A 23,238-nucleotide genomic window follows, 5' to 3' on the forward strand; every position below is an offset into this window, starting at 1 on the left:
AAAAAGCCATCTCACAATCGAGATGGCTCAACCATTTAACACTTAAAATATATACAATTAAGAACCGCACATTAAACAATCATCGCCTTCCGATGCTTTAGCCTGTGCTATTAACGCCTTCATCTCTTCAGGCGTTAAGGGTTCTGCATTGATTTCCTTTTCCGAAGTTTCTTTCGCGAATTTTTCGGCAGTTTTTACAGCCTGTTCCTTTTTATGTTCCATCTCAGCCTTTCCATTACCAACTGTTTCTGTTGAAGGTTTAGCTACCGGAGCTGCTTTCTTTTTATTATCCAGTGTGAATTTAATGGCATCTACAGCACTTTTGGTTCTTAGGTAATACATTCCTGTCTTTAAACCACTTTTCCAGGCGTAAAAATGCATAGAGGTAAGTTTTGCCATAGTAGCACCCTCCATAAATAAATTTAAAGACTGCGACTGATCGATAAAATATCCGCGCTGACGCGACATATCTATAATATCTTTCATACTAAGTTCCCATACCGTTTTATACAGATCTTTAATATCCTTCGGTATTACATCTATATCCTGAATAGAACCATTAGCCCTCATGATATCCTGTTTTAAACCTTCATCCCAAAGTCCCAATTCCACCAGATCCTCCAAAAGATGCTTGTTTACCACAATAAATTCTCCGGACAACACACGTCTGGTATAAATATTTGAAGTATAGGGTTCAAAACACTCGTTATTACCTAAAATCTGCGAGGTAGACGCCGTCGGCATTGGCGCTACTAAAAGCGAGTTTCTAACACCATGCTCCATAACGTCTTTTCTCAATTTATCCCAGTCCCAAAGACCGCTCAAATCGGAATCTTTAAGTCCCCATAAATTATACTGAAATTCTCCTTTGCTTATAGGAGACCCTTTAAAACTCTTATAAGGCCCTTCGGCCTTAGCCATTTCCATACTGGCCGTAACTGCAGCAAAATACAAGGTTTCAAATATGTCCTGATTTAACTTTTTGGCTTCATCACTGGTAAACGGCAATCTTAATTTTATAAAGGTATCCGCCAGCCCCTGAACTCCTAACCCAATAGGCCTGTGACGCATATTGGAATTTTCTGCTTCAATTACAGGGTAGTAATTTCTATCAATAACTTTATTTAAGTTTTTAGTGACACGTTTTGTAATTTTAAACAGTTCCTTATGATCGAATTCCCCGTTTTTAATAAACATTGGTAGGGCAATAGACGCCAAATTACAAACAGCAACCTCATCGGGAGCGGTGTATTCCAGAATTTCGGTACACAGGTTAGACGAACGAATTGTCCCTAAATTCTGCTGATTGGATTTTCGGTTTGCAGCATCTTTATACAACATATAAGGCGTTCCTGTTTCTATCTGAGATTCCAGTATTTTTTCCCAGAGCTCTCTTGCCTTAATCGTTTTTCGTCCTTTACCCTCAGTTTCATATTTTACATATAAAGCTTCAAAAGTATCACTATGTACTTCATCCAGACCAGGACATTCATTTGGGCACATTAAAGTCCAAGGACCGTCTTCCTGTACGCGTTTCATAAATAAATCTGAAATCCACATGGCATAAAATAAATCGCGGGCACGCATTTCTTCTTTTCCATGATTCTTCTTTAAATCCAGAAAATCCATAATATCGGCATGCCAGGTTTCTATATACATAGCAAAACTTCCTTTACGCTTTCCTCCTCCCTGATCCACGTACCGCGCGGTATCATTGAATACTCGAAGCATTGGCACAATGCCATTAGAAGTACCATTAGTACCCGAAATATAACTACCCGTTGCACGTACATTATGAATCGCCAAACCAATACCTCCGGCTGACTGCGATATTTTAGCGGTTTGCTTTAACGTATCGTAAATACCATCTATACTATCATCTTTCATAGTTAAAAGAAAACAAGACGACATTTGCGGCTTTGGCGTTCCGGCATTAAACAAGGTTGGCGTGGCGTGTGTAAAATATTTTTTCGACATTAACTCGTAAGTCTCTATCGCTGCATCCAGATCGTTTAAATGAATACCTATCGCCACACGCATTAACATATGCTGCGGACGCTCTGCTATCTTACCATCTATTTTTAATAAATAAGAACGCTCCAAAGTTTTAAAACCAAAATAATCGTACCCAAAATCCCTGTTATATATAATTGTGGAATCCAGACGCTCTTTGTTTTCCATAATCACCTGATATACGTCATCCGCCAGTAAAGGCGCTTCCTGCCCGGTTCTCGGATTAATGTAGGTATACATATCGTGCATGACATCGCTAAACGATTTTTTGGTGTTTTTATGTAAGTTAGATACGGAAATTCTTGCTGCCAATCGGGCATAATCGGGATGAGCAGTAGTTAAAGTTGCCGCTATTTCGGCCGCCAGATTATCAAGCTCACTGGTTGTTACACCATCATACAAGCCTTCAATTACTCGCATAGCCACTTTTACCGGATCTACCAGTTCGTTTAAGCCGTAACACAGCTTTCGCACCCGGGCCGTAATTTTATCGAACATTACAGGTTCTTTTCTTCCATCTCGTTTTAATACATACATAATAGTTTACAGGTTTTATTCAGTGCACGACACGCCATACCGACACCGAAGGTTAGTTATTAAGGTTATTTCGTTTTGATTGTATTTTATCTGATATGATGCTGACCCTGATCTAAAAATCGGCATCAAAATTAAATTTATCTTCTTCTTCCTCTTTGTTTAAAACACCGGCCTTCTGATATTCGGACACCCGTTTCTCAAAGAAATTAGTTTTCCCCTGTAGCGAAATCATATCCATAAAATCGAAAGGATTACTGGTGTTGTACACTTTATCGCAATCTAATTCACTTAAAAGTCTGTCGGTAACGAATTCCAGATACTGCGTCATTAAACCTGCATTCATACCAATGAGACTCACAGGTAATGATTCAGTAATAAATTCACGCTCTATATTTAAAGCATCAACTAAAATTTCTGTAATTCTGGATTTAGGAACCTTGTTTACCAAATGGTGATTATGTAAATGCACGGCAAAATCGCAATGCATGCCTTCATCGCGAGAAATTAATTCGTTAGAAAACGTTAACCCCGGCATTAAACCACGCTTTTTTAACCAAAACAAAGAACAGAATGCTCCTGAAAAGAAAATACCTTCTACCGCAGCAAAAGCGATTAAACGCTCTGCAAAACTTGGAGACTCTATCCAGCGTAAAGCCCAGTCTGCCTTCTTTTTAATCGCCGGAAAGTTTTCGATGGCATTAAAAAGTATACCTTTTTCCTTTTCATCCTTTACATAGGTATCGATAAGCAAGGAATAAGTTTCACTATGGATATTCTCCATCATAATTTGAAAGCCGTAGAAAAATTTGGCTTCGCTATACTGCACTTCACTTACGAAATTTTCAGCTAAATTTTCATTAACGATACCATCGCTTGCAGCGAAAAACGCCAGTATGTGTTTAATAAAATAACGCTCGTCATCATTTAATTTATCTCTCCAATCGGAGATATCCTGATGAAGGTCGATTTCCTCGGCCGTCCAGAAACTGGCTTCAGATTTTTTATACCACTCCCAGATGTCGTGGTGTTGAATTGGAAAAATTACAAATCGGTCTTTGTTCTCCTGTAAAATAGGCTCTGTAGTTTGAGACATGAATACACTGTGTTTTATTGATTATTACGAATGATTTTTGAGTATTGTTAGTAACAAATATTGAAAAATAGCCTCGAAAAAGAAAGACTTACTTATCAACATTGCATTAAAGTTTTTAACAACACAAAACAAAAACACAACAAAAAGTGAACAAAAACTAAAACTTAATCTACTTACATTCTGTTATTTACATTTTTAAAAAAACAAAAAAGTTTACATTTTTTTAAAGCCAAGAAGATCAATTAAGAAACACAAAAAACACAACACTTAACTATGCTACCTTAAATCAGCGCATAAAAAAAGAGAGTCTATTTAAAACTCTCTTTTTCCCCAATAATTAACTAAACTAACTAAAAATTCTTAACAATAATGTAGTTAACTTAACTTTCTATATCCTGTTATAATTGCGCTCTATTCTAAAAAAGGAAACTTTATATTTTTCCTTAAAAACTTGTATCAAATATCATAAATTCTTACAAAAATTCAATTACACATGTATAGTTGGCAATAAATATTGTGTAATTGGCAAACTGCCTTTATTAAAAAAATAATTTAATCCAATTATCATTAACAGATAAGCAATAAACTGTTATATTTATATCAATTTAGCCGATTTTTATGATAAAAGCTGTTATTGTAGATGATGAACCAAAGGCCATTCAAGGTCTAACCTGGGAACTGAATAATTTTAGTAACGAGATTACAGTAATACAAAGTTTTACCTCTCCCGAAGATGCTATAATTTACCTGAATAACACTCCGCCCGACTGTTTGTTTCTGGACATTCAAATGCCGACTATGGATGGTTTTCAATTTTTAGACAAACTTAATAACCGCGATTTTGCAGTGGTTATCACTACAGCCTACAACGAATATGGTATAAAAGCCATAAAACATGAAGCTATTGACTATCTTTTAAAACCGATAGACTCCGACGATTTAAAAGAGACGATATTAAAAATCAAAAAGTTCAACTCTAAAACTACGAAGACACAAAACATCACTCAGATTCTGAGTGAGTTCAACGAAAAATTCAACAACCATCGCATAACTATAAATACCGATGGAAAATTAATTTTTGTGGAAACCGAGGATATTATTTTTGTGGAATCGGACGGCAACTACAGTACTTTATTTTTAAACGACGGACAAAAAATTGTAATTACAAAAAAACTTAAAGAAGTAAATGCAATACTACCTGAACATTATTTTTTCAGAATTCACAACTCATATATAGTAAACCTGAACAAAATAAAAGAGTACATAAAAAACGATGGTTATGTAATTACGCAGTCCAACCATAAAATACCTGTAGCCAGACAACGTAAATCAGATTTTCTGGAAAAACTGTAATTATGACTCGGCTCCCTCATAAACCGTCATTTTCCCTTTCGAAAAGCTATATTTTATTTAGCTTTTGCCTTTTTATTTGTCTTATTCAGCCACTCCGCGCACAGTATTCTACAAACGATAAAGCCTTCGAATCCCGTGTAAGTCAAAGCATCATTGAGAAAGAAAAAGACTACAAAACACTTGAAGACCTATTCGACAAAGACAAAAAAGACAGTACAAAAATGCAGTATTTGGCACACCATGCCAATGCCAATAACGCGTTCGACATAAAGAGCTTCGCTTTAAATGCCCTGGGTAGTATTTACAGAAACAAAACCATGTACGAGAAAGCTATTACCACCTATCTCGAAGCAGAAGAAGCCGCTATTACAGCTAAAAACGATGTATTAGAAGTTATATCTCTAAACATGCTAGGCGTAGTATATCGCCGCATGGATCTTATTAAACCCGCTTTAGATTACCATAAAAAAGCTTACGATCTGGCTTCTGAAAAATTCAGAATGAATCCAGATCCGGAATTTGAACACAGTATGGCCGTTTCCAGAAATAGCATGGGGAACATCTACTTAACTCTGGAGCAATACGACCTGGCTCTTAAACAGTTTGAACGCTCTCTGGAAATAGAAAAAAAAGCCGACAACATACTTGGACTGGCTATAAACTACCAGAATATTGGCTATGCTCTGGAAATGAAAGGCCTTCTAAACAAAGCCCTGGAAAACTACTTTATATCACTGGATTACAACGAACAAATGGATTCTGATATCGGTCGTGTTATCTGTGACAATGCTATTGCTCATGTTTACATTAAACAGGAACAATACGAAGAAGCTCTGAACCTACTAAAAGAAGCACATGAAACGGCTCTAAAAGCCGGCGACCAGTATTATATCACCGAAACCTATCTTACTACAGGGATCACACAAATAAAATTAAAACAATACACTGAAGCTGAAAAAAATTTAAAGACAGGCCTGCAACTTTCCAGAGCATATCAGTTTAAAACCTTTACAGCTGACGCTCTTCTACATCTTGCTGAATTACAATCTTTAACAGGCGATTACAAAACGGCCTACGAAAATTTTAAAGAAAGTAAACTAACCGAAGACAGCGTATCTAACGACCGTAATCTTAATTATGTTAACGACCTAATTATACAATACGAACACGAATCGAAGAATAATCAGATTAAAGAACTTTCGGATGAAAACGAAATTGTAAAAAATAAACTGGAACGCAACAAAAAACTATTCTGGTACACAGCCATTTTAATTTCCCTGTTTACCACCATGATTATTATAATAATCCGACACCGACAGGTAAAACAGGAAAAACAGATTATTACCCTAGAGCAGGATATGTTACGAAGTCAGATGAATCCACACTTTATCTTTAACTCCCTTAATTCCATTAAGCTCTACATTATTAATAACGACAAAGAAAAGGCTGTTTACTACCTCAATAAATTTTCTAAACTTATCCGTAAAATTTTAATAGCATCTACCGAAAAAGAAATGTCTCTCGAAGAAGAACTGGACACGATGAGACTTTATATCAATATTGAAAATATTCGGTTTCAAAATGAAATAAACTTTAAAATAAAAGTAGACGACGGCATTAACATATCTAACATAAAAGTACCGTCTTTAATCCTCCAGCCATTTTTAGAAAACGCACTCTGGCACGGTTTATCTTCTAAAAAACACGATAAGAAAATAGACCTGCATGTTTTTAAACCCAGCAAGGATTACATTACTATAAGTATAGAAGACAACGGTATTGGCCGTAAGGAATCGGCAAAAATAAACAGTCTAAAAGTATTAAAACGAAAATCCGTAGGTATAGCCATTACCAAAGCCCGTTTAGCCAATTTCTCCAAACGCTACGGTAATAATTACACCTTCGACATTGAAGATTTATATAACGACAAGCAACGCCCTAAAGGCACAAAAGTAACCTTACATATACCCTTACCAAAATTAGCTAAAGCCTGATTTATTTATACGTTTCCGCCACTTTTTCTAGCTCCGTATACCAATCTTCGCCAAACTTTCTAATTAAGGCCTCTTTTACAAATTTGTAAATTGGCACCTGCAATTCTGCACCCAAAGTACAGGCGTCATCGCAAATATGCCAGCGATCGTAATTTACAGCCGAAAATTCGGTGAAATCTTTAACACGGACAGGATATAAATGGCAGGACACCGGTTTTTTCCAGTCAATTTCACCTTTATTATAAGCCTCTTCTATAGCACATAGCGCCGTTCCTTTTTTATCGAAAATAACGTAAGCGCAGTCTGCCCCGTCTATTAAGGGCGTTTCAAACTCACCATCTTCAGTAACTATCGAGGTTCCCTGCCCTGCAATAGCAGCTATACCTTCCTCCCGGAGAAATGGTTTTACCTTAGGGTAGATATCCTTTAAAATCTGAACTTCATTTTCATCCAACGGAGCTCCTGCATCCCCGTCAATACAACATGCGCCTTTACAAGCCGATAAATTACAGACAAAATCCTTTTCTATAATCTCTTCCGATACTATGGTTTTTCCTAACTGAAACATGCTACAAAAATAGATAAACTTTCTATTTATTTAGCACCGTTAATCATTTATAATCTACTACATTTGCCCCGTATTAAAACTCCAGAAGTCATGCAATTAGACTTTAAAGAAATTTTTACTGCCTTTATGATTTTATTTGCCGTAATAGATATTATTGGCAATATTCCTATTGTTATTGACTTACGCAAAAAAGTAGGTCATATTCAAAGCGAAAAGGCTGCTATTATTGCAGGGATCATTATGATTTTATTCCTGTTTCTGGGAAAAAACATCTTATCCTTAATTGGTATAGGTGTAAACAGTTTTGCCGTAGCAGGTTCATTTATCCTGTTCTTTATTGCTCTGGAAATGATTTTAGGTATTACCCTTTATAAAGAAGACGAAAATACAGCTATGACAGCATCTGTCTTTCCACTTGCTTTTCCGCTAATTGCCGGTCCGGGTAGCTTAACGACCTTACTGTCTCTACGCGCTGAATTCAGAATTGAAAATATTATTGTTGCCGTTATAGTAAACGTTATAATTATTTACGGGGTGTTAAAAACCTCTGCCACGATAGAACGTTTTATTGGACAAAACGGAATAAACATCATACGAAAAGTATTTGGCGTTATACTACTTGCTATAGCCGTTAAACTTTTCGCTCACAACATTAAAGCACTATTTATTTAAGATGAAGATTTTAACCATAATTTTATCCGTTATAGCCTTAGGATTAATAGCCTTTAACATTACTCAGATAGATTTTAATAATCCGTTTGGAGACGATAGTATTGTTGCCTTAATAACCATTATGGCTTTGCTTTGTGCTATAGTGTTATTACTGATACTAAACACCTCTAAACGTATTGAGGAGCGCCACAAAAACAAGAAATAACCCCATTAGATTACTGGCTTCTGAAGCTAATAAAACCTAATAACTCGGGTAAATTTTATTTTCCGGAATTTTTATCGTTGCTCAGTTTAACGACTTCGTTAATCATGTCGTCATTTTTATTGAAGACCTCTGTAAAAGCACCTTTACCAAATAACTGATCGGCCAGCGTTGCTTTTAAGTATTGTTTCACTTCTTCGTGATAAGCCACAAACGTAATTACAGACTCCGTTCTAATATTCAGATAATCCTGAAATTTCAACACTAAGTCATCAGATACTTCAAAAGTATCAATAAATTCCTTGCGCGTATAATTATCATATAAATGACGATCCTGCTCCAACTCTTCGAAGATAAAATAACTAATAAAACCTCGTTCCTCTAAAAACACAAGGGTTTCGTTTTGCATGTTGGTATCCAGAGGCACAAAAACATCAGGAATAATGCCACCACCGCCATACACCACCTTACCTTTTGGCGTGGTAAACTTTAACGAATCTGACACTTTTATTTTACTCGGATCCATCAATTCACCACTATCCAACCTCTCGAAATACTCATCGTAGTAATCTTTATTACCATGACTATAAGAACGCTGAATTGAGCGCCCGGTTGGCGTGTAATACCGAGACACCGTTAAACGCACTGCACTACCATCTCCCAATTCCATTTCGCGTTGCACCAGACCTTTTCCATAAGACCTGCGGCCAACAATAGTTCCTTTATCATTATCCTGAAGCGCCCCGGCAACAATTTCACTCGCTGAAGCCGAATTTTCATTGATTAACACATACACCTCACCATCTTCAAAATCGCCACGTTTCGTAGCATAACTACGCTCAATTGCTCCACTCTTATTTTTAGTAAACAATATCAGTTTTTTATCTTCTAAAAACTCATCTGCAATTTCTTCTGCAATCGCCAGAAACCCTCCCGGGTTATCTCTTAAATCTAAAGCAACCTCTTTAGCCCCACTGCGCTTTAAGGCTGTAAGCGCAACTTTAAACTCTTTAAATGTTGATTCCGCAAATCTGTTAATCTTAATATACCCAAGTGTATTTGTAAGCATATAACTAGCGTCTACGCTCTTAATTGGAATAACATCGCGGGTAACCTTAAAATCCAGTATCTGATTGGTGTCCTTGCGATACACTTTCAAATTAACATCAGTATTAATATTACCTTTTAGGCGATTTACTATATCGACATTATGAATCTGTTTTCCAAACAAAGAATCTCCGTTGGCATAAATAATACGGTCTCCACCCTGAATCCCTACTTTATCGCTTGGGCCGTTTTCTACAGCACGTATTACAGTTACCGTATCTTTATAGGTGTAAAAATGCACGCCGATACCCACAAAATCTCCTTTCATACTCTCGGCCACACTTTCCATATCTTCTTTAGGAATATACACTGAGTGTGGATCCAGGTTTTCCAGAATACCATTTACGGTAACATCTACAATACTATCGGTATTAACATCGTCTACATACTCATAGTTAATATAATCGATAAGTCGATTAAGTTTATCCTTATTACTATTCGAGGTAAAAAGACGGTCTGAATGGTCGGCAAAATTTAATTTACCCCCAATAAGAATTCCCAGCGCCACTGCAGCACCAACAACCAAGGGTAAATATTTTTTTTTAAAAGCCATTATTCAGATAAATCTTCGATATGTTCTATTTCTATTCCAGCCTTCTTTAAGAAAATTAAACCAGAATCATCTTTATATTCTTTACTATACACCACTCTTACAATTCCCGCCTGATGCACCAATTTACTACACTCTTTACAGGGCGACAAGGTTATATAAAGGGTAGCGCCCTTACAGGACTGTGTAGAAGCTGCAACTTTTAATATGGCATTGGCTTCGGCATGCAAGACATACCATTTTGTATAACCTTCCTCATCTTCACAAAAATTCTCGAATCCGGTTGGTGTACCATTATAACCATCAGAAATTATCATCCGGTCTTTTACTATTAAGGCACCAACCTGTTTACGTTTACAGTAGGATAACTTCCCCCACTCTTGTGCAATTCTTAAATAAGCTTTATCGTATTTAAGCTGTTTCTTTTTAGGCATTAAAAGGGATTAAAGTATTTCTTCGAAAAATTTTAAATCGCCTTGAACCAGAAGATTTTTAACGACTTAAAATATTTCGAAATCAGTTTATAACGAAGATAGGCTGTTCGCCATTTAATTACAATGCCGAACCGTTAAAATTTTTACAAATGTTGCAGTTTAACGTACTAATTCATTATCGAGAATCATTGGTATAACTAGTCCAATAACTATTGAAGATAATACAAGCACCCAGTCGCGTTTTGAAAACCTGAACACGGTTTGCATAACATAACTTAAAAACAGTACGACAAAGACTATTATAACCTGAGCTATTTCTATACCTAAAGCAAACTCAGCAAGTGGCAATAATTTATTAGAAGACTTACCTACCAGCAAATGAAATTCTCTCGCAAACCCTAAACCGTGAACGACTCCGAAAAACAGAGCCGATATAAATAGTAGCCCTATACCTTTTGATGTATTTTTTCCAGCTGTAAAGACATTGAACACAGCCATAATTAAAATGGTAATCGGAATTAATAACTCCACCAGGGCGCCATTAACTTTCACAATATCGTAAGCTGCCAAAACCAAAGATGCTGTATGTCCCAGGGTAAATAAAGAGACCAGTATTAAAACACGCTTCCAGTCCTTAAACACATAAGGCACTGTTAACACCATTAAAAATAAAATATGATCGTAACCATTAATATCCAATACGTGATTTACACCATATTGCACATAAAACATAAAATCGTCTAGCATAACCGGGATTTAGGGGCGTCTACAGAAAGACATTAATAACTTAAATTCTGCCTGCAAACTTAATAAAAAGAAACACACCCCGGAAGAAAAACAAATGGACTAAACCCTCAGTATCTTAGATCAATTTTGATTTTGAAACTGCATAAAACTATTCCTTTCTAATCCAATACTGCGTACGCCCCAAGATTGACAGTCCCAAATACCCTCGTACCTTAAGCTTATTTTCCTCAACCAGTTTAAGGTAACAGCTATAAACATCTCCGGATTCAGGATCCAGAATAGTACCGTCATTAAACTCGTCGCCATCCTTTTTAATACCTTCAATTATAACAAGACCAATAATAGGCTGGTCTTTTTTTGCTCCTTCGCACTTCTCACAGCGGGAATCGCGCTCGCCGACATACTTATTGACTATTTTTGCGAAATAAGTGTCGTTGGTTTTATAAATTTCAACAAGTGCTTTTTTCTCTTTGGTTTTATCGTCAAAGGTCTCCCATTTCCCCAGGATATTTTGACTGTAAGAACATAAACTTAAAGCAGTAATTAAAAGTGTAAATAGTAGTTTCATTTTAGTTTGTTTTGCCTCAAATTTATAAAAATTTAATTATTCAAATCACCAACATATTCACTCATCTCTATATCCAGTCTAAAATAGGAAATTTAAAGATTTTCCCGAAGTCATTACACACACATGGAAAAACTAATTTATTGCTGTCAAGAAACGTCGAAAATAAAGTACCCACATTAAAAAAGTCAAAAATTTAAATTCACCCTTTAGTCAATCAAAACTCGTGCATTAAAAAAATTCGTTTTCCTTTCCCAACTCCACCCCAAATAACTAAGATACCACTTCACCACCTCAAGCATAAATCAATCCACTTGAAACTAAAACTTTGCGGTTATCTGTTCGCATGCGCTATCTACTTTATAAAATAAGTTTCACCTAAAATCAAAGTGTTAACTTAATTATTCAATTAAATTAGCCGACTTTTTATAAACCAACTAAATACCCCATGAAAAAGTTTGTATTAATCGCTCTAGGCTTATGCCTTTTTAATTGTTCATCTGATAACGACACTGACACACCAGAAACATCTGACAACACGTCTATTCGCTTAAAAACAATAACAGATAGTTACGGCAAAGTCACTACACTGTATTACAACAATGCTAATATTTTAATTGAATCCGAAGAAGTAGACGAAGGATTAAGCACTAAAAAGAAATACATTTATAAAGACGACAAATTAGTAGGACAAGACAATTACATAAATAATGAGGATATCGTTAACGAAAGCCTCTATTACACCTATTCAGACGACTTAATCACCGAAAGTTCCGGTTATCAAAACGGAATTTTATATACACATATATACAAATACAATAACCTAAACCAACTAATAAGCGATACGCAATACAATGATGATAAATTTTGTTGCGAGTCCAACTATACTTATAATACTAACGGTAACGTAGAAGCATTAATACGTAATGGAAATACAACAACCTACCAATATGACGACCAGAAAAACCCATATCACTACATTTACAATAGTGCTATTTTAAAAATACACACAGTTACAAAAAACAATATTACTTCAACCAGTTCAGGAGCCGAATACAGCTATAAATATAATAATGAAGGATACCCTATTGAGATAAACAGACCTACTGGGGAAACTATTAAAATCATGGAATACGAAACCTATAAACTAAAATAAAACCAACTACAGAATTATTCCATAAATAAAACTTCTGTGTTATCTGTTCGCGCGCGCGTATCGTTTCGATTTTACAAGTGTTTACATTTATACACATAAAATAACTAAACACTTTCAACCCCTGGATAAAAAACCGTAGTTTCAAAAAAACACCCGAAATTAACCCCTTAGTATTCCAGAGAGCCTATTTAATCAACATCAATGTTGGTAACTGCAATTCATATAAGGGTTTCATCCAGTAATAAACTAACAACCTCCAATCTATAAGAAAAGAGGGCAACAAAGACGTTCGTACTTCAAAATAAATTTTCTTCGTTTTCGAAGTTATACAGAAATGTTAATAGTAAAGATCTTATTCATGTCACAACGCGCGCATTAAACAATTATTTTATTGCAATATGTTTCAGAAAATTTAAAGACAATAAAAACTGTTTTCCGAACAATAAAAAAAGCAGAAATTTAAAGCATTTCAAAAGATGTTGACTAGATGTTGACTAAATCAAGGTATTAAAAAAGAAAAGCCCTTGAAAATCAACCGATTAACAAGGGCTTTAGTACTCAAGGTGAGTACTTTTTTTACTTTACCAAAAATTTAAACCCAACTCAAAACCCCAGTGTTTACGGGGGTTTTAAGAAATTAAACTTATTAACATTTTCCCTTCCTTTCCCTTCTTTTACATAATTTTGTTACTGATTTGTTACTGATTTGTTACTGATTTGTGACTCATTTTTTACCCTTAAAAAAACAATTTAAGTATGAGTGTAAAGCTTCGAAAAAGGAAACTAGCCAAAGGTGCTACAAAATTTTATTTGGATATTTATCAAAACGGAGAACGTTTTTATGAATTCCTAGATTTCAGAATCGAATCAACAGATACTAAATCTGTAAAAGAAGACAAAATAAAATTAGCTAACGTTATACGTTCCCAACGTGAACTAGACATAATTTCCTCAAATAACAAGTTTATACCTAAATACAAGAAAAACGTAAACTTTTTTGATTTTGCAGAGGCCTTCATTCTTAATTACAAAAAGAAGGATGTAAGGATGATCCAAGCTACCTTAAATCAGTTTAAAAAATTTATTGAGAATCCAAAACTAAGATTGACCGACATTAACCATTCAATCATGTTAAAGTATATGGATTATTTAAACGATGTTTCTGGATTAACAGGAGTAACACCTCACAACTATTTTACCAGATTCAAAAAAATCCTAAAAGAAGCAGAAATACAGGGCCTAATTACTGAAAACCCTGCTAGTAAAATTAAGTTTCAGAAAAAAGGTAATCCAGACGAACTAAAAAAACAAGTACTCACCACAGATGAAATACAAACTTTAGCGAATACACCATGTGGAAATAATGAATTAAAAAGAGCATTTTTATTTGCTTGTTATACTGGCTTAGGTTATGCCGAAATCAAAAAGTTAAAATGGGCAAACATTGCGAATAACAGATTAACTACAAGAAGAGAAAAAACCGATCAGAAGGTAGATATTAAACTAAAAGATTCCTTATTAAATCTTTTAGGGAAAAAATCCAGAAAAGAAGATTTCATTTTTGATTTTATAGGAGAAAACGGAAATACCATTTCAGATAATGGTATTAATAAATGTCTTAAAAATTGGGTTAACCGAGCAGAAATTGACAAACACATTACATTTTATTGTGCTAGACATACCTTTGCCACACAATTACTTCAATATGGCGCGAATTTAAAAACTGTAGCAGATGCATTAGGTCACTCAAATACAAGGAACACTATTAAGTACCTTAATTACATTGATAATCTTAAAGATGATGCAGTAGACAATCTTCCTTCCCTTAACATATAAACAAAAAAATGAACGAACATATTCAATACTATATTTCAGAATTTGAAAATCAAAAACAGATAATCAAAAAAGAAATAAAATCTAAATTAATTGAACATAAAAACAATTTTTTGTCTTTTGATAATGCTCATAATTCTATTCTAACTGATTTTGAAACCACTAAAAACAATTTAAAAGTTAAAAAAGACAATTTCTCTTCCTTATTTCTAATATTTCAAAACAGATACGCATTTTACGAGGAAGAACATGTATTAGAAGTAATACCAAGAAAACTACTGCCTGCTTTTGAACAACTCCTTATAACTAAAAAGTATTCTTTCAATGATATACTAAAAGATATTGCAACCCATGAAGCTATAGTACTAATAGTTAATATTTTTCGTAAATACTCCCCTATTCACAGGATGGAATATAGCTTAAATAAACTTGAGGAATTGGAAATCTTAAATTATAATTTAGTCCCTGAAAACATTCCGCGATTTAATGAGCTACATAAATTACTGTACAACTCTAATGAATCTAAAATCGATGACAAACGCTCTCCATTAAACTTTGAAATCAAAAGCGAATATTCAGATTCCTTTAAAAAATTATACTTTCATTTTACGGAATTATATTTAAATGAAGATTTTACCTCTCAAGATGACTTTGAAAATATCTTTATTCATGATTATCAATTGAAAAACTCTGAAATACATTTTAAATGTTCAACCAAATTAGCTTCCCAACTTCTTTATAGGCTTAGTAACGAGATTTTTAATAAAATGAATCTTGCTAAAATAGAAAGATCAAAAAAATTCAAATCTCAAACAGACAAATTCATAACTGGTAATAACATAAGCAATTCAAAAAAACAATGTTCTGAGGATGAGTGGGAGATGGTAGAAGACACTCTAAACCGCATTAAAAAAGTTAAGAAACCGTAATATCATTCACATGTGAATAGAATCTGAATCACATATGAATGATTTCCCGAACCAACCTTTTTTCTTGCCTTTCTTTGCCCTTGTTAACAGCAAGGAATAGCGCTATTCCATATTTATAAATTTTCAAATTTTTATTTATGGAACATATAAAAGAAGTTCTAGACAGAATATTGGAAAGCCAATATTTACAAAAAACAGTATTAACATTTAGTGAAGCTTGTATTTATACAGGAATATCAAAAAGCAAAATGTATAAGCATACATCTGCTAAAAATATTCCATATTACAAACCAGAAAATAAATTAATTTTTTTTAGAAAAGAAGAGTTAGATCAGTGGTTATTACGTAACAGGCAATCAACCCAGGAAGAGTTGGAACGCGAAGCAACAAAGTATTCATTTAACCGTAAAAGATTTTAAATCATGGATACTACAAAATTAAACATTCGTGTTTCACAAGAAACAAAAGCAGAATTAGATCTTTTAAGTATTTCACAAGATATTCCTCTTTCAAAAATAGTTAGACTTGCTATTTCTGAATACATGGATAGGCTTCAACATAAAGATAAAAATACAGTTGAAGTAGTTCCTGCTCAACAACCTAGTTTAGTTCAATCACTATCGTTTACTGAATTTGTTAATTGGGTTCATGATAAGAGGTATAATCCAGACATTTGGGATTCTGAAGAACTGTACATACAGTTTATAGAATTAATTTTAGAAATGCACACAGACCCATTATTTAACGATGATATTCTTATTGAATTCAATAAAATTTTAAGAGAGCTTAAATTAGTTGTTTCAGAGCATGAGAATGAAGAGTTGTGTGACGGTGAATTCAGCTTTGTATCAAATACAATAAACGGCTTTGATTATGAAAAATTCAGATTGTTTATGTACAGCATCCGATTTGATGAAGAAAACAATAAAATATTATTCATCAAATAATTTGGGTTATGTACAGCAATACAAAAGAAATCAAACAGAAAATAGACAGCCTAATATTATCGGATTTTGACAAAGCAAAGGATAAACTCGGTATAATTCTGGATTGCTTACCTACAGAATATAAATCTATTATTAATGAATCTTTTATTCACAAAAGAATTCCTAAAGAGTATATGTTGAGCTCTATTCTGTTTACTATGAGTTCTGCTATAGGTTTAACATTTTACTTAGATGTTTTTGGGTATAAAAATTACGGTAATTTATACTTTACTATAATTGGGAGTCGTGGCGATGCAAAATCAGAAGCCATTAAGATTGCTACACAACCTCTTAAACATAGTGATGACAACGATTATAATGATTATGTAAACGAATTAAGTTGTCAAGCAGACGATACCCCTGCAATTAGAAAACAAAATTTAATTCAAAACGCATCCATTGAGGCAGCACATAAAGTTCATTCGGACAACCCAAATGGTGTAGGACTTATGATTGATGAGATATTTGCACTTGTTGAAAAAATGGCCAATCCAAGTAGTAGAGACGGAATTGCGTGGAGAAACTTTTTATTGGAAGGCTATACAAATGGCTATGTAGATATTTCAAGAAAGACTACGGAAAGCTTTAGAATAAACGAAACTTATATATCCATGTTAGGCGGCTTGCAGCATCAATTTTTAAATAAATTGTTTTCTAACGGGAATTTAGAAAGTGGGTTCATAGATCGGCTTTTGTTTACATTAAAGCTTACAAGCAATAATACACTGTCAGCTGGTAAAATCTCACAGGACATCACCATTGGTTATCAAAAATCAATTAAAAATGTATTGGAGTATAAACGACAGTCAGAAAAACTAGAAGAGACCAAAAAGCAGTTCAGAATTGAAATCACAAAAGAAGCCGAAGTCCTTTTATTTAATTACTTGCAAGGTATTATTAAAAAACAAATACATGCAAAACCAATAATTAAAGAGTACATGTCTAAAATGCAAATCTCTGTTTATAAATTGTGTGTTGTATTGTTTATGATAAGACATTCTAAAAAGTCAACTTTTGCATCTTCCTTAACCAAGGAAGATGTAAATCTTGCTATACAGGTAAATGAATTTTACTTCCATAATTTTAAATATATTATAGAACAGCATATTAATATTCAAGATAAAAAGATTGCTATAGACGAGGTTATTGCTCTGGCGAAACAGAACAATGCATCCCAAAAAGCGGTTGTAGAGGTTACTGGACTACATAAAGGTACAATTAGTAAAAAATGGAACAAAAACTAAAATAGCAACTGGCAACTCGAAACTTTTCATATAGCACTTATTAAAAACTAACAATCAATTAGTTATATTAGAAAATCAAATTCATTCGAGTTGCCAGTTGCCTAATAAAAAAATAATATGTTTCAAAAAATAGAATTGCAATTAGTATTCGACAACAAGAGAGACAGGAAACTCATTACGCCTTGCTGCAATAAGCATAATAAGGATGGCAAATTTGTAAACTATAAAAATCTCCCTAACAATTACGGATATTGTCATTCTTGTGGTGAAATTTCACTACCACCCACATTATATAAAGATGATTCAGGAAATGAATACATCTGGAATGACTTAAATAATAAATTTGAACCTACTGTATCACATTTGTACCACGAAAATGTATCACAACTGTCTTCCAGCAAAAAAGCCAATTGTGACCAAAAAAGACCCCCTCACAAGTATATTGACATGAGTCTAGTTGCAAAATTCTGCAACCACCCAATTGAAAACCCATTATTAAAATACTTACGTAGTACATATGGTAATACAGAAACTGAAATAGTAAAAGAACTGTACCACATTGGCACGAGCAAACACAACGGCACAATTTTCTGGTATATTAACGTATATGGCAAAGCCCAAAAAGCAAAAGTTTCTTTTTACGACACCAATGGAAAACGAACTAACAAATTTAAAGTGCCATATAAAAATGAGGATGGTTATTATAGTTGCTTATTTGGAGAGCACCTATTAGGATCAAAAGAACATTATAGCAAACCAATAATTTTAGTAGAGAGTGAAAAAACGGCTATAGTATGCGCTATTAGACTACCTCAATATAATTGGTTGGCATATGGAGGCATAAATGGTCTGACAGACGAAAAATTAAAAGTGTTAATAGGCAACCAGATTACCATTATTCCTGATATGAGTAGAAATGCCGTTTCAATAATGGAAAACAAAATTGATTATTTAAAAAGCATTGACATTGATGCTAAAATTTGGGATATGACTAATGGTAAAACTGATGATCAATTGAAAGATGAAGGATGGTATAATTGTGACTTAGAAGATTTCTTTCGGATATTTCATTAAGACAGAATATTAATTACATTCCAAAAGAGGTAGTGATCTGATAGTGTTTTTTTTTTGCTACACCAACTGTACTGCAGTTTCAAATTTTGATTGATGTTTTTAGTCATTTTTCTCCTGCTTTGGTATATTGTTGTGGTATTGGTGTGGTAGTTTATGCATGTTCAAATGCGCTATAATTAAAAATACAACCGTTTAAGAATAGATAATAATTAAACATCATTTTATTATAGATTCTTATACCAAAATACTTCAACATGTAAGTTTTTTTTCTATTTTGGAACTGCATATATTTTAGAAATAAACACATCTGTTTGTTTATACATGCGTTACCACACATTTGAGAAATGAACATAGAGCTGACCAAAGAACAATCCCTAAAGGGTGATGAATTTCTAAAAAAGCTACTTTCGAACGGAGCTTTGGAAAGACAAAAAGTGTATGATTTTTTCAATGACCGAGATGAAGCTATTGTTGTTTGTAGAATTCTTGAACAAAAAGGAATTATCATATTAAATAGCCCTACATACAATGACCCTTTTACTATTGTTATTCCAGAAGACGGAATTTCGACCTTTTTAAAAAATGGCGGACTAACCAAAATTTCGATTGATAAAGATGAACATCTAATAAAAGAAAAATTAGAAAAACAAATAAGAGGGTTGACTATAGATAATTTAAGATTAAATAATTGGGACATAAGATTTCGTTGGGTAATTGCGGTTATAACTTTTATAATTGGATTCATAACGAAATATTTTATTGACAGGTAACAAGATATTTTATCAAATCTAATGTTCCGACTATAAAAAAGAAATATACTAGAAATTGAGCCATTTTGCTTAATAAATATTCGATTAAATAAATGTATCGGAATTGAAAATTAACAATCTGAACAAAAAAACGTGTGGCAACAAAGTACTGTATAATGCATTGCTAGTTTAGGCTTGCTTACGAAAATCCTCGCGGATTTTCTATTCGGCTTTTATTTGCTAAAATTAGTTGCTTAACCACGCAACGACATCATACACAAAACCGTTGTGTGTAATAGAGTAGATAATTATTTGGTATCAATATTTATTCTCTATTTTTGTCTTGAAAGTAAACTTAAGTCATAAATGAGTCAATTAAATATTGTAAGAGGGGACATAAAAAATAAACCCGAATCTTCAAAACAACTTATAAATTTCTTCGAACCAATTAAATCAAAATTTGAAGGTACATTATACATCGGATATCCAATAATTGGTACTTCTCAAGGAGGTTTTCAAATTGACGCACTTTTATTGACTAAAGAAACAGGTTTGGTGGTTTTTAATATTATCGAGGGAACTGATAATTCTCTAAATTATACTGAAATTCAAGATGAAAACTACACAAAATTAGCATCTAAATTACTTCAACATACAAGTTTAACGAAGAAAAGAAAACTTGCAATAGATATTAAAACAGTAACATATGCCCCTGCTTGGAAAAACGTTAATCAAATAGACAAAGATTATGATTGTGTCATAAATGATGCATCAATGAGAGAGTATATTGAATCGTTGGATTCTGAAGATTCTACTTATTACGAAAAAATTCTTTCAGTTCTTCAATCGATAACTTCTATTAGAAAAAATAAATCGAGAGAATATTTAAAGAAAGATTCATCTAAAGGAAGTAGGCTTAAAAAACTTGAAGATTCAATTGCTAACTTAGATAGTCAGCAAAGCTCAGCTGTTATTGAAACTGTAGAAGGAGTTCAAAGAATAAGAGGTTTAGCTGGATCTGGAAAGACAATAATCTTAGCTTTAAAAGTTGCTTATCTACATGCTAAAAATTCAAATTGGAAAATAGCAGTCACTTTTAATACCAGATCGTTAAAAGATCAGTTTAAAAAATATATAACCTTATTCAGTTATGAACATTTAAACGAAGAACCTAATTGGGATAATATTGATATTATTCATGCTTGGGGTACTCCTTCCTCTGAGGGAATATATTTTAATCTATGTAAGGAATATAACATTGAATTCTACGACTTTAAAGCTTCAAAAAGTTTAACCTCAATTTATGGTAAAGAATTTGACAAGGTCTGTGAGAAGGCTCTTAGTGATATCCCAGAATTCAGGAAGAAATATGACCTAATTGTTGTTGATGAAGCTCAAGATTTTTCTAGGGATTTTTTAAAGATTTGCTACAATATTTTGGGAGACCCAAAAAGGCTTGTTTATGCTTATGATGAACTACAAAGTTTAAACACTAAAACAATGGCGTCACCGGAAGAGATTTTTGGTAATGACCCAATTGGCGAACCATTAGTGAAATTAGTTAATGAGGAAAATCAACCAAAACAGGATATAATTCTTTACAAATGTTATAGAAATTCTTTAGAGATTTTGACAACCGCACATGCTCTTGGTTTTGGGGTTTATAGAGACTCAGGTTTAGTACAAATGTTTGAGAATTCCGAATTATGGAATGATATCGGTTATAATGTTTTAGAAGGTCAATTAGAAGAAGGAAAACAAGTTAAATTAAAAAGAAATAGTGAAACTAGTCCAGACTTCCTTTCAAACCATTCGCCAGTGGATGATTTACTAAAGTTTGAAGTTTTTGAAAATAATCAAAATCAAGTTGATTACGTTGTTGATGAGATAGTAAAGAATATTAATGAGGAAGAACTAAGATTAGACGATATAATGGTTATCAACCCTAACCCATTAACTACTAAATCGCTTGTAGGCGCTTTTAGAAAAAAGTTATATGATAAAGGGATCAACTCTAGTTTGGCGGGAGTAACCGATTCCCCTGATATATTTTATAATCAAGATACCATCACATTTACTGGAATTTACAGAGCTAAGGGTAATGAAGCTGCAATGGTATATATTATAAACTCACAATATTGTTTTGAAGGAGTTGAACTTGCCAAAAAAAGAAACATCTTATTTACAGCAATGACTAGAAGTAAAGCCTGGGTCAGAGTTTGCGGATATGGTGAAGAAATGGTCGGATTAAAAAATGAGTTTGAAAAAGTTAAAGAGAATAACTTTGCCTTATCATTTAAATATCCGACGGAAGAAGAGCGAAAGCATATGAACATTGTAAACAGAGATATGTCTGAACAGGAGAAAAACAGGATTCAGAAGAATCAGCAAAATTTAGGTGACCTATTAAAGGATTTGAGTGAAGGTAAAATTCATAAAGAAGATATCCCACAAGAGCTTCTTAATCAGCTGAGAAACCTTTTGTAATGACGAGGGCTGAGATTATAAAACAAATCAATGAGGTTACCTCTAATTTAATAGAAGTTAATTTATCTGAAGAACAAAATTTTCCGGCGGAAAAAGACGGCTTGATTTATATCTCTGGAAATAATGATATTTCTATTTCCTTAAGAAATATTCCTTATTCGGACATTTATTATATTCTAAGAGACGGCAAAAATTATAACGTCAAATTAATAGATGGAGCACTCATTCAAATGATGTATTACTTTGATAAATATGAGAATTTAAAAAAATATCGTTTAGCTTTTTTTCCATCTCCAAGTTTGGAGGAATTTCAAAATAATAGTGAACTATATGAAATAGACGAAATCTACGCGGATATTATTCAAAAAAACATCATTACTACACCTATAAGATTCGATTTTGACCCTTCTAATCATGAAGTAATACATCATCCTTGCTCACATCTAACTATTGGACAGTATAAAAATTGCAGAATACCTCTATATAAACCTATAACTCCTTTTATTTTTATAGATTTCATTTTAAGGAATTTTTACAATACCGCTAGGAATAAATTTTCTGAAAAACTCTCATTTGATAAGACTAATCATTTTGATTATTGCATTCATGATTTGGAAAGAGAGATTTTGCATTTGTCAATTTCCTAAGAAGTTTTCAAAACTATACTACACACAAGACCAGCTCCTATGAAAAGCACTAGTCCAGTTCTTCAAAATTAAATAGAACCTTAGAAAATGGCTTTAATTGATTCATACAGAAATAATCTATCTAGTAAACAAAGTGATTTTACGAAGCTTTTTTTTTGCAGGTAAGGCTATAATTGTAAGACTAATAATCAATAGTATATATACCGAAATTTATCAAAATTTCTGTCGAATTAGAATTTAGATTGAGCCTACAAATCTATTTTTTTGCACTAAAATGGAGAGACTAACGAGTACTATA

The 23,238-nt window shown here is 33.3% G+C and carries 21 protein-coding genes; 14 read left to right on the forward strand and 7 right to left on the reverse strand.

The window, feature by feature from the left end; genetic code table 11:
- Positions 1-57 precede the first annotated feature (57 nt).
- Together I3217_RS11805 and I3217_RS11810 are read right to left on the reverse strand one after the other, a co-directional pair.
- Positions 58-2,550: a ribonucleoside-diphosphate reductase subunit alpha gene (locus I3217_RS11805; protein ID WP_435049964.1), complete on the reverse strand. Its 2,493-nt coding sequence runs from the start codon at positions 2,548-2,550 to the stop codon at positions 58-60.
- Between the two features lie 112 nt (positions 2,551-2,662).
- Positions 2,663-3,643, reverse strand: a complete 981-nt coding sequence (locus I3217_RS11810) for a ribonucleotide-diphosphate reductase subunit beta (protein WP_435049965.1) — start codon at positions 3,641-3,643, stop codon at positions 2,663-2,665.
- Positions 3,644-4,261: 618 nt separating this feature from the next.
- On the opposite strand from I3217_RS11810, the gene I3217_RS11815 reads away from it, so the two are divergent.
- Both I3217_RS11815 and I3217_RS11820 read left to right on the forward strand, forming a co-directional pair.
- Positions 4,262-4,996, forward strand: a complete 735-nt coding sequence (locus tag I3217_RS11815) for a LytR/AlgR family response regulator transcription factor (RefSeq protein WP_435049966.1) — start codon at positions 4,262-4,264, stop codon at positions 4,994-4,996.
- A 2-nt stretch (positions 4,997-4,998) separates the two neighbouring features.
- Complete coding sequence (locus tag I3217_RS11820) at positions 4,999-6,990, forward strand: tetratricopeptide repeat protein (protein WP_435049967.1); 1,992 nt, start codon at positions 4,999-5,001, stop codon at positions 6,988-6,990.
- A 1-nt stretch (position 6,991) separates the two neighbouring features.
- Here the strand turns inward: I3217_RS11820 and I3217_RS11825 are convergent, their stop codons facing one another.
- The gene (locus I3217_RS11825) at positions 6,992-7,558 is read right to left on the reverse strand and encodes a DUF3109 family protein (RefSeq protein WP_435049968.1); all 567 of its coding nucleotides are present in this window, start codon (positions 7,556-7,558) and stop codon (positions 6,992-6,994) included.
- Positions 7,559-7,648: 90 nt separating this feature from the next.
- On the opposite strand from I3217_RS11825, the gene I3217_RS11830 reads away from it, so the two are divergent.
- Together I3217_RS11830 and I3217_RS11835 are read left to right on the forward strand one after the other, a co-directional pair.
- Positions 7,649-8,230: a MarC family protein gene (locus tag I3217_RS11830; protein ID WP_435050309.1), complete on the forward strand. Its 582-nt coding sequence runs from the start codon at positions 7,649-7,651 to the stop codon at positions 8,228-8,230.
- A gap of 1 nt (position 8,231) precedes the next feature.
- Entirely contained in the window at positions 8,232-8,435 is a 204-nt protein-coding gene (locus tag I3217_RS11835; protein WP_435049969.1) for a hypothetical protein, read from the forward strand.
- 55 nt (positions 8,436-8,490) lie between these two features.
- Here the strand turns inward: I3217_RS11835 and I3217_RS11840 are convergent, their stop codons facing one another.
- The 4 genes from I3217_RS11840 to I3217_RS11855 all read right to left on the reverse strand — a co-directional run bounded on the left by I3217_RS11840 (position 8,491) and on the right by I3217_RS11855 (position 11,838).
- Positions 8,491-10,092 carry a S41 family peptidase gene (locus tag I3217_RS11840; RefSeq protein ID WP_435049970.1) on the reverse strand — a complete coding sequence of 534 codons (1,602 nt, stop codon included), beginning with the start codon at positions 10,090-10,092 and terminating at the stop codon, positions 8,491-8,493.
- The gene (locus tag I3217_RS11845) at positions 10,092-10,523 is read right to left on the reverse strand and encodes a deoxycytidylate deaminase (protein WP_435049971.1); all 432 of its coding nucleotides are present in this window, start codon (positions 10,521-10,523) and stop codon (positions 10,092-10,094) included. Before I3217_RS11845 ends, I3217_RS11840 begins: the two co-directional genes overlap by 1 nt.
- A 159-nt stretch (positions 10,524-10,682) precedes the next feature.
- Positions 10,683-11,270: a HupE/UreJ family protein gene (locus I3217_RS11850; RefSeq protein ID WP_435049972.1), complete on the reverse strand. Its 588-nt coding sequence runs from the start codon at positions 11,268-11,270 to the stop codon at positions 10,683-10,685.
- 148 nt (positions 11,271-11,418) lie between these two features.
- Positions 11,419-11,838: a DUF2147 domain-containing protein gene (locus tag I3217_RS11855; RefSeq protein ID WP_435049973.1), complete on the reverse strand. Its 420-nt coding sequence runs from the start codon at positions 11,836-11,838 to the stop codon at positions 11,419-11,421.
- Positions 11,839-12,283: 445 nt separating this feature from the next.
- Here I3217_RS11855 and I3217_RS11860 point away from each other — a divergent pair, with 445 nt between their 5' ends.
- The 10 genes from I3217_RS11860 (at position 12,284) to I3217_RS11905 (ending at position 22,940) form a co-directional block, all read left to right on the forward strand.
- Positions 12,284-12,991: a hypothetical protein gene (locus tag I3217_RS11860; RefSeq protein WP_435049974.1), complete on the forward strand. Its 708-nt coding sequence runs from the start codon at positions 12,284-12,286 to the stop codon at positions 12,989-12,991.
- Between the two features lie 756 nt (positions 12,992-13,747).
- Positions 13,748-14,827 carry a tyrosine-type recombinase/integrase gene (locus I3217_RS11865; RefSeq protein WP_435049975.1) on the forward strand — a complete coding sequence of 360 codons (1,080 nt, stop codon included), beginning with the start codon at positions 13,748-13,750 and terminating at the stop codon, positions 14,825-14,827.
- Positions 14,828-14,835: 8 nt separating this feature from the next.
- Positions 14,836-15,753, forward strand: a complete 918-nt coding sequence (locus tag I3217_RS11870) for a hypothetical protein (protein WP_435049976.1) — start codon at positions 14,836-14,838, stop codon at positions 15,751-15,753.
- Between the two features lie 137 nt (positions 15,754-15,890).
- Positions 15,891-16,172: a helix-turn-helix domain-containing protein gene (locus I3217_RS11875; protein ID WP_435049977.1), complete on the forward strand. Its 282-nt coding sequence runs from the start codon at positions 15,891-15,893 to the stop codon at positions 16,170-16,172.
- 3 nt (positions 16,173-16,175) lie between these two features.
- On the forward strand, positions 16,176-16,700 hold the full coding sequence (locus I3217_RS11880) for a hypothetical protein (RefSeq protein WP_435049978.1): 525 nt from the start codon (positions 16,176-16,178) through the stop codon (positions 16,698-16,700).
- A gap of 8 nt (positions 16,701-16,708) precedes the next feature.
- Positions 16,709-17,983 carry a DUF3987 domain-containing protein gene (locus tag I3217_RS11885; protein WP_435049979.1) on the forward strand — a complete coding sequence of 425 codons (1,275 nt, stop codon included), beginning with the start codon at positions 16,709-16,711 and terminating at the stop codon, positions 17,981-17,983.
- 447 nt (positions 17,984-18,430) lie between these two features.
- On the forward strand, positions 18,431-19,057 hold the full coding sequence (locus I3217_RS11890; protein WP_435049980.1) for a DUF6371 domain-containing protein: 627 nt from the start codon (positions 18,431-18,433) through the stop codon (positions 19,055-19,057).
- Between the two features lie 344 nt (positions 19,058-19,401).
- Entirely contained in the window at positions 19,402-19,827 is a 426-nt protein-coding gene (locus I3217_RS11895; RefSeq protein ID WP_435049981.1) for a hypothetical protein, read from the forward strand.
- A gap of 345 nt (positions 19,828-20,172) precedes the next feature.
- Positions 20,173-22,293, forward strand: coding sequence for a DEAD/DEAH box helicase (locus tag I3217_RS11900; RefSeq protein WP_435049982.1), 2,121 nt, complete (start codon positions 20,173-20,175; stop codon positions 22,291-22,293).
- Positions 22,293-22,940, forward strand: coding sequence for a DUF2290 domain-containing protein (locus tag I3217_RS11905; RefSeq protein WP_435049983.1), 648 nt, complete (start codon positions 22,293-22,295; stop codon positions 22,938-22,940). The genes I3217_RS11900 and I3217_RS11905 overlap by 1 nt, the downstream gene beginning before the upstream one ends.
- The last annotated feature ends 298 nt before the right edge of the window (positions 22,941-23,238 follow it).

This window comes from Formosa sp. S-31 (assembly GCF_051172795.1).
Classification (GTDB): Bacteria; Bacteroidota; Bacteroidia; order Flavobacteriales; family Flavobacteriaceae; genus Formosa.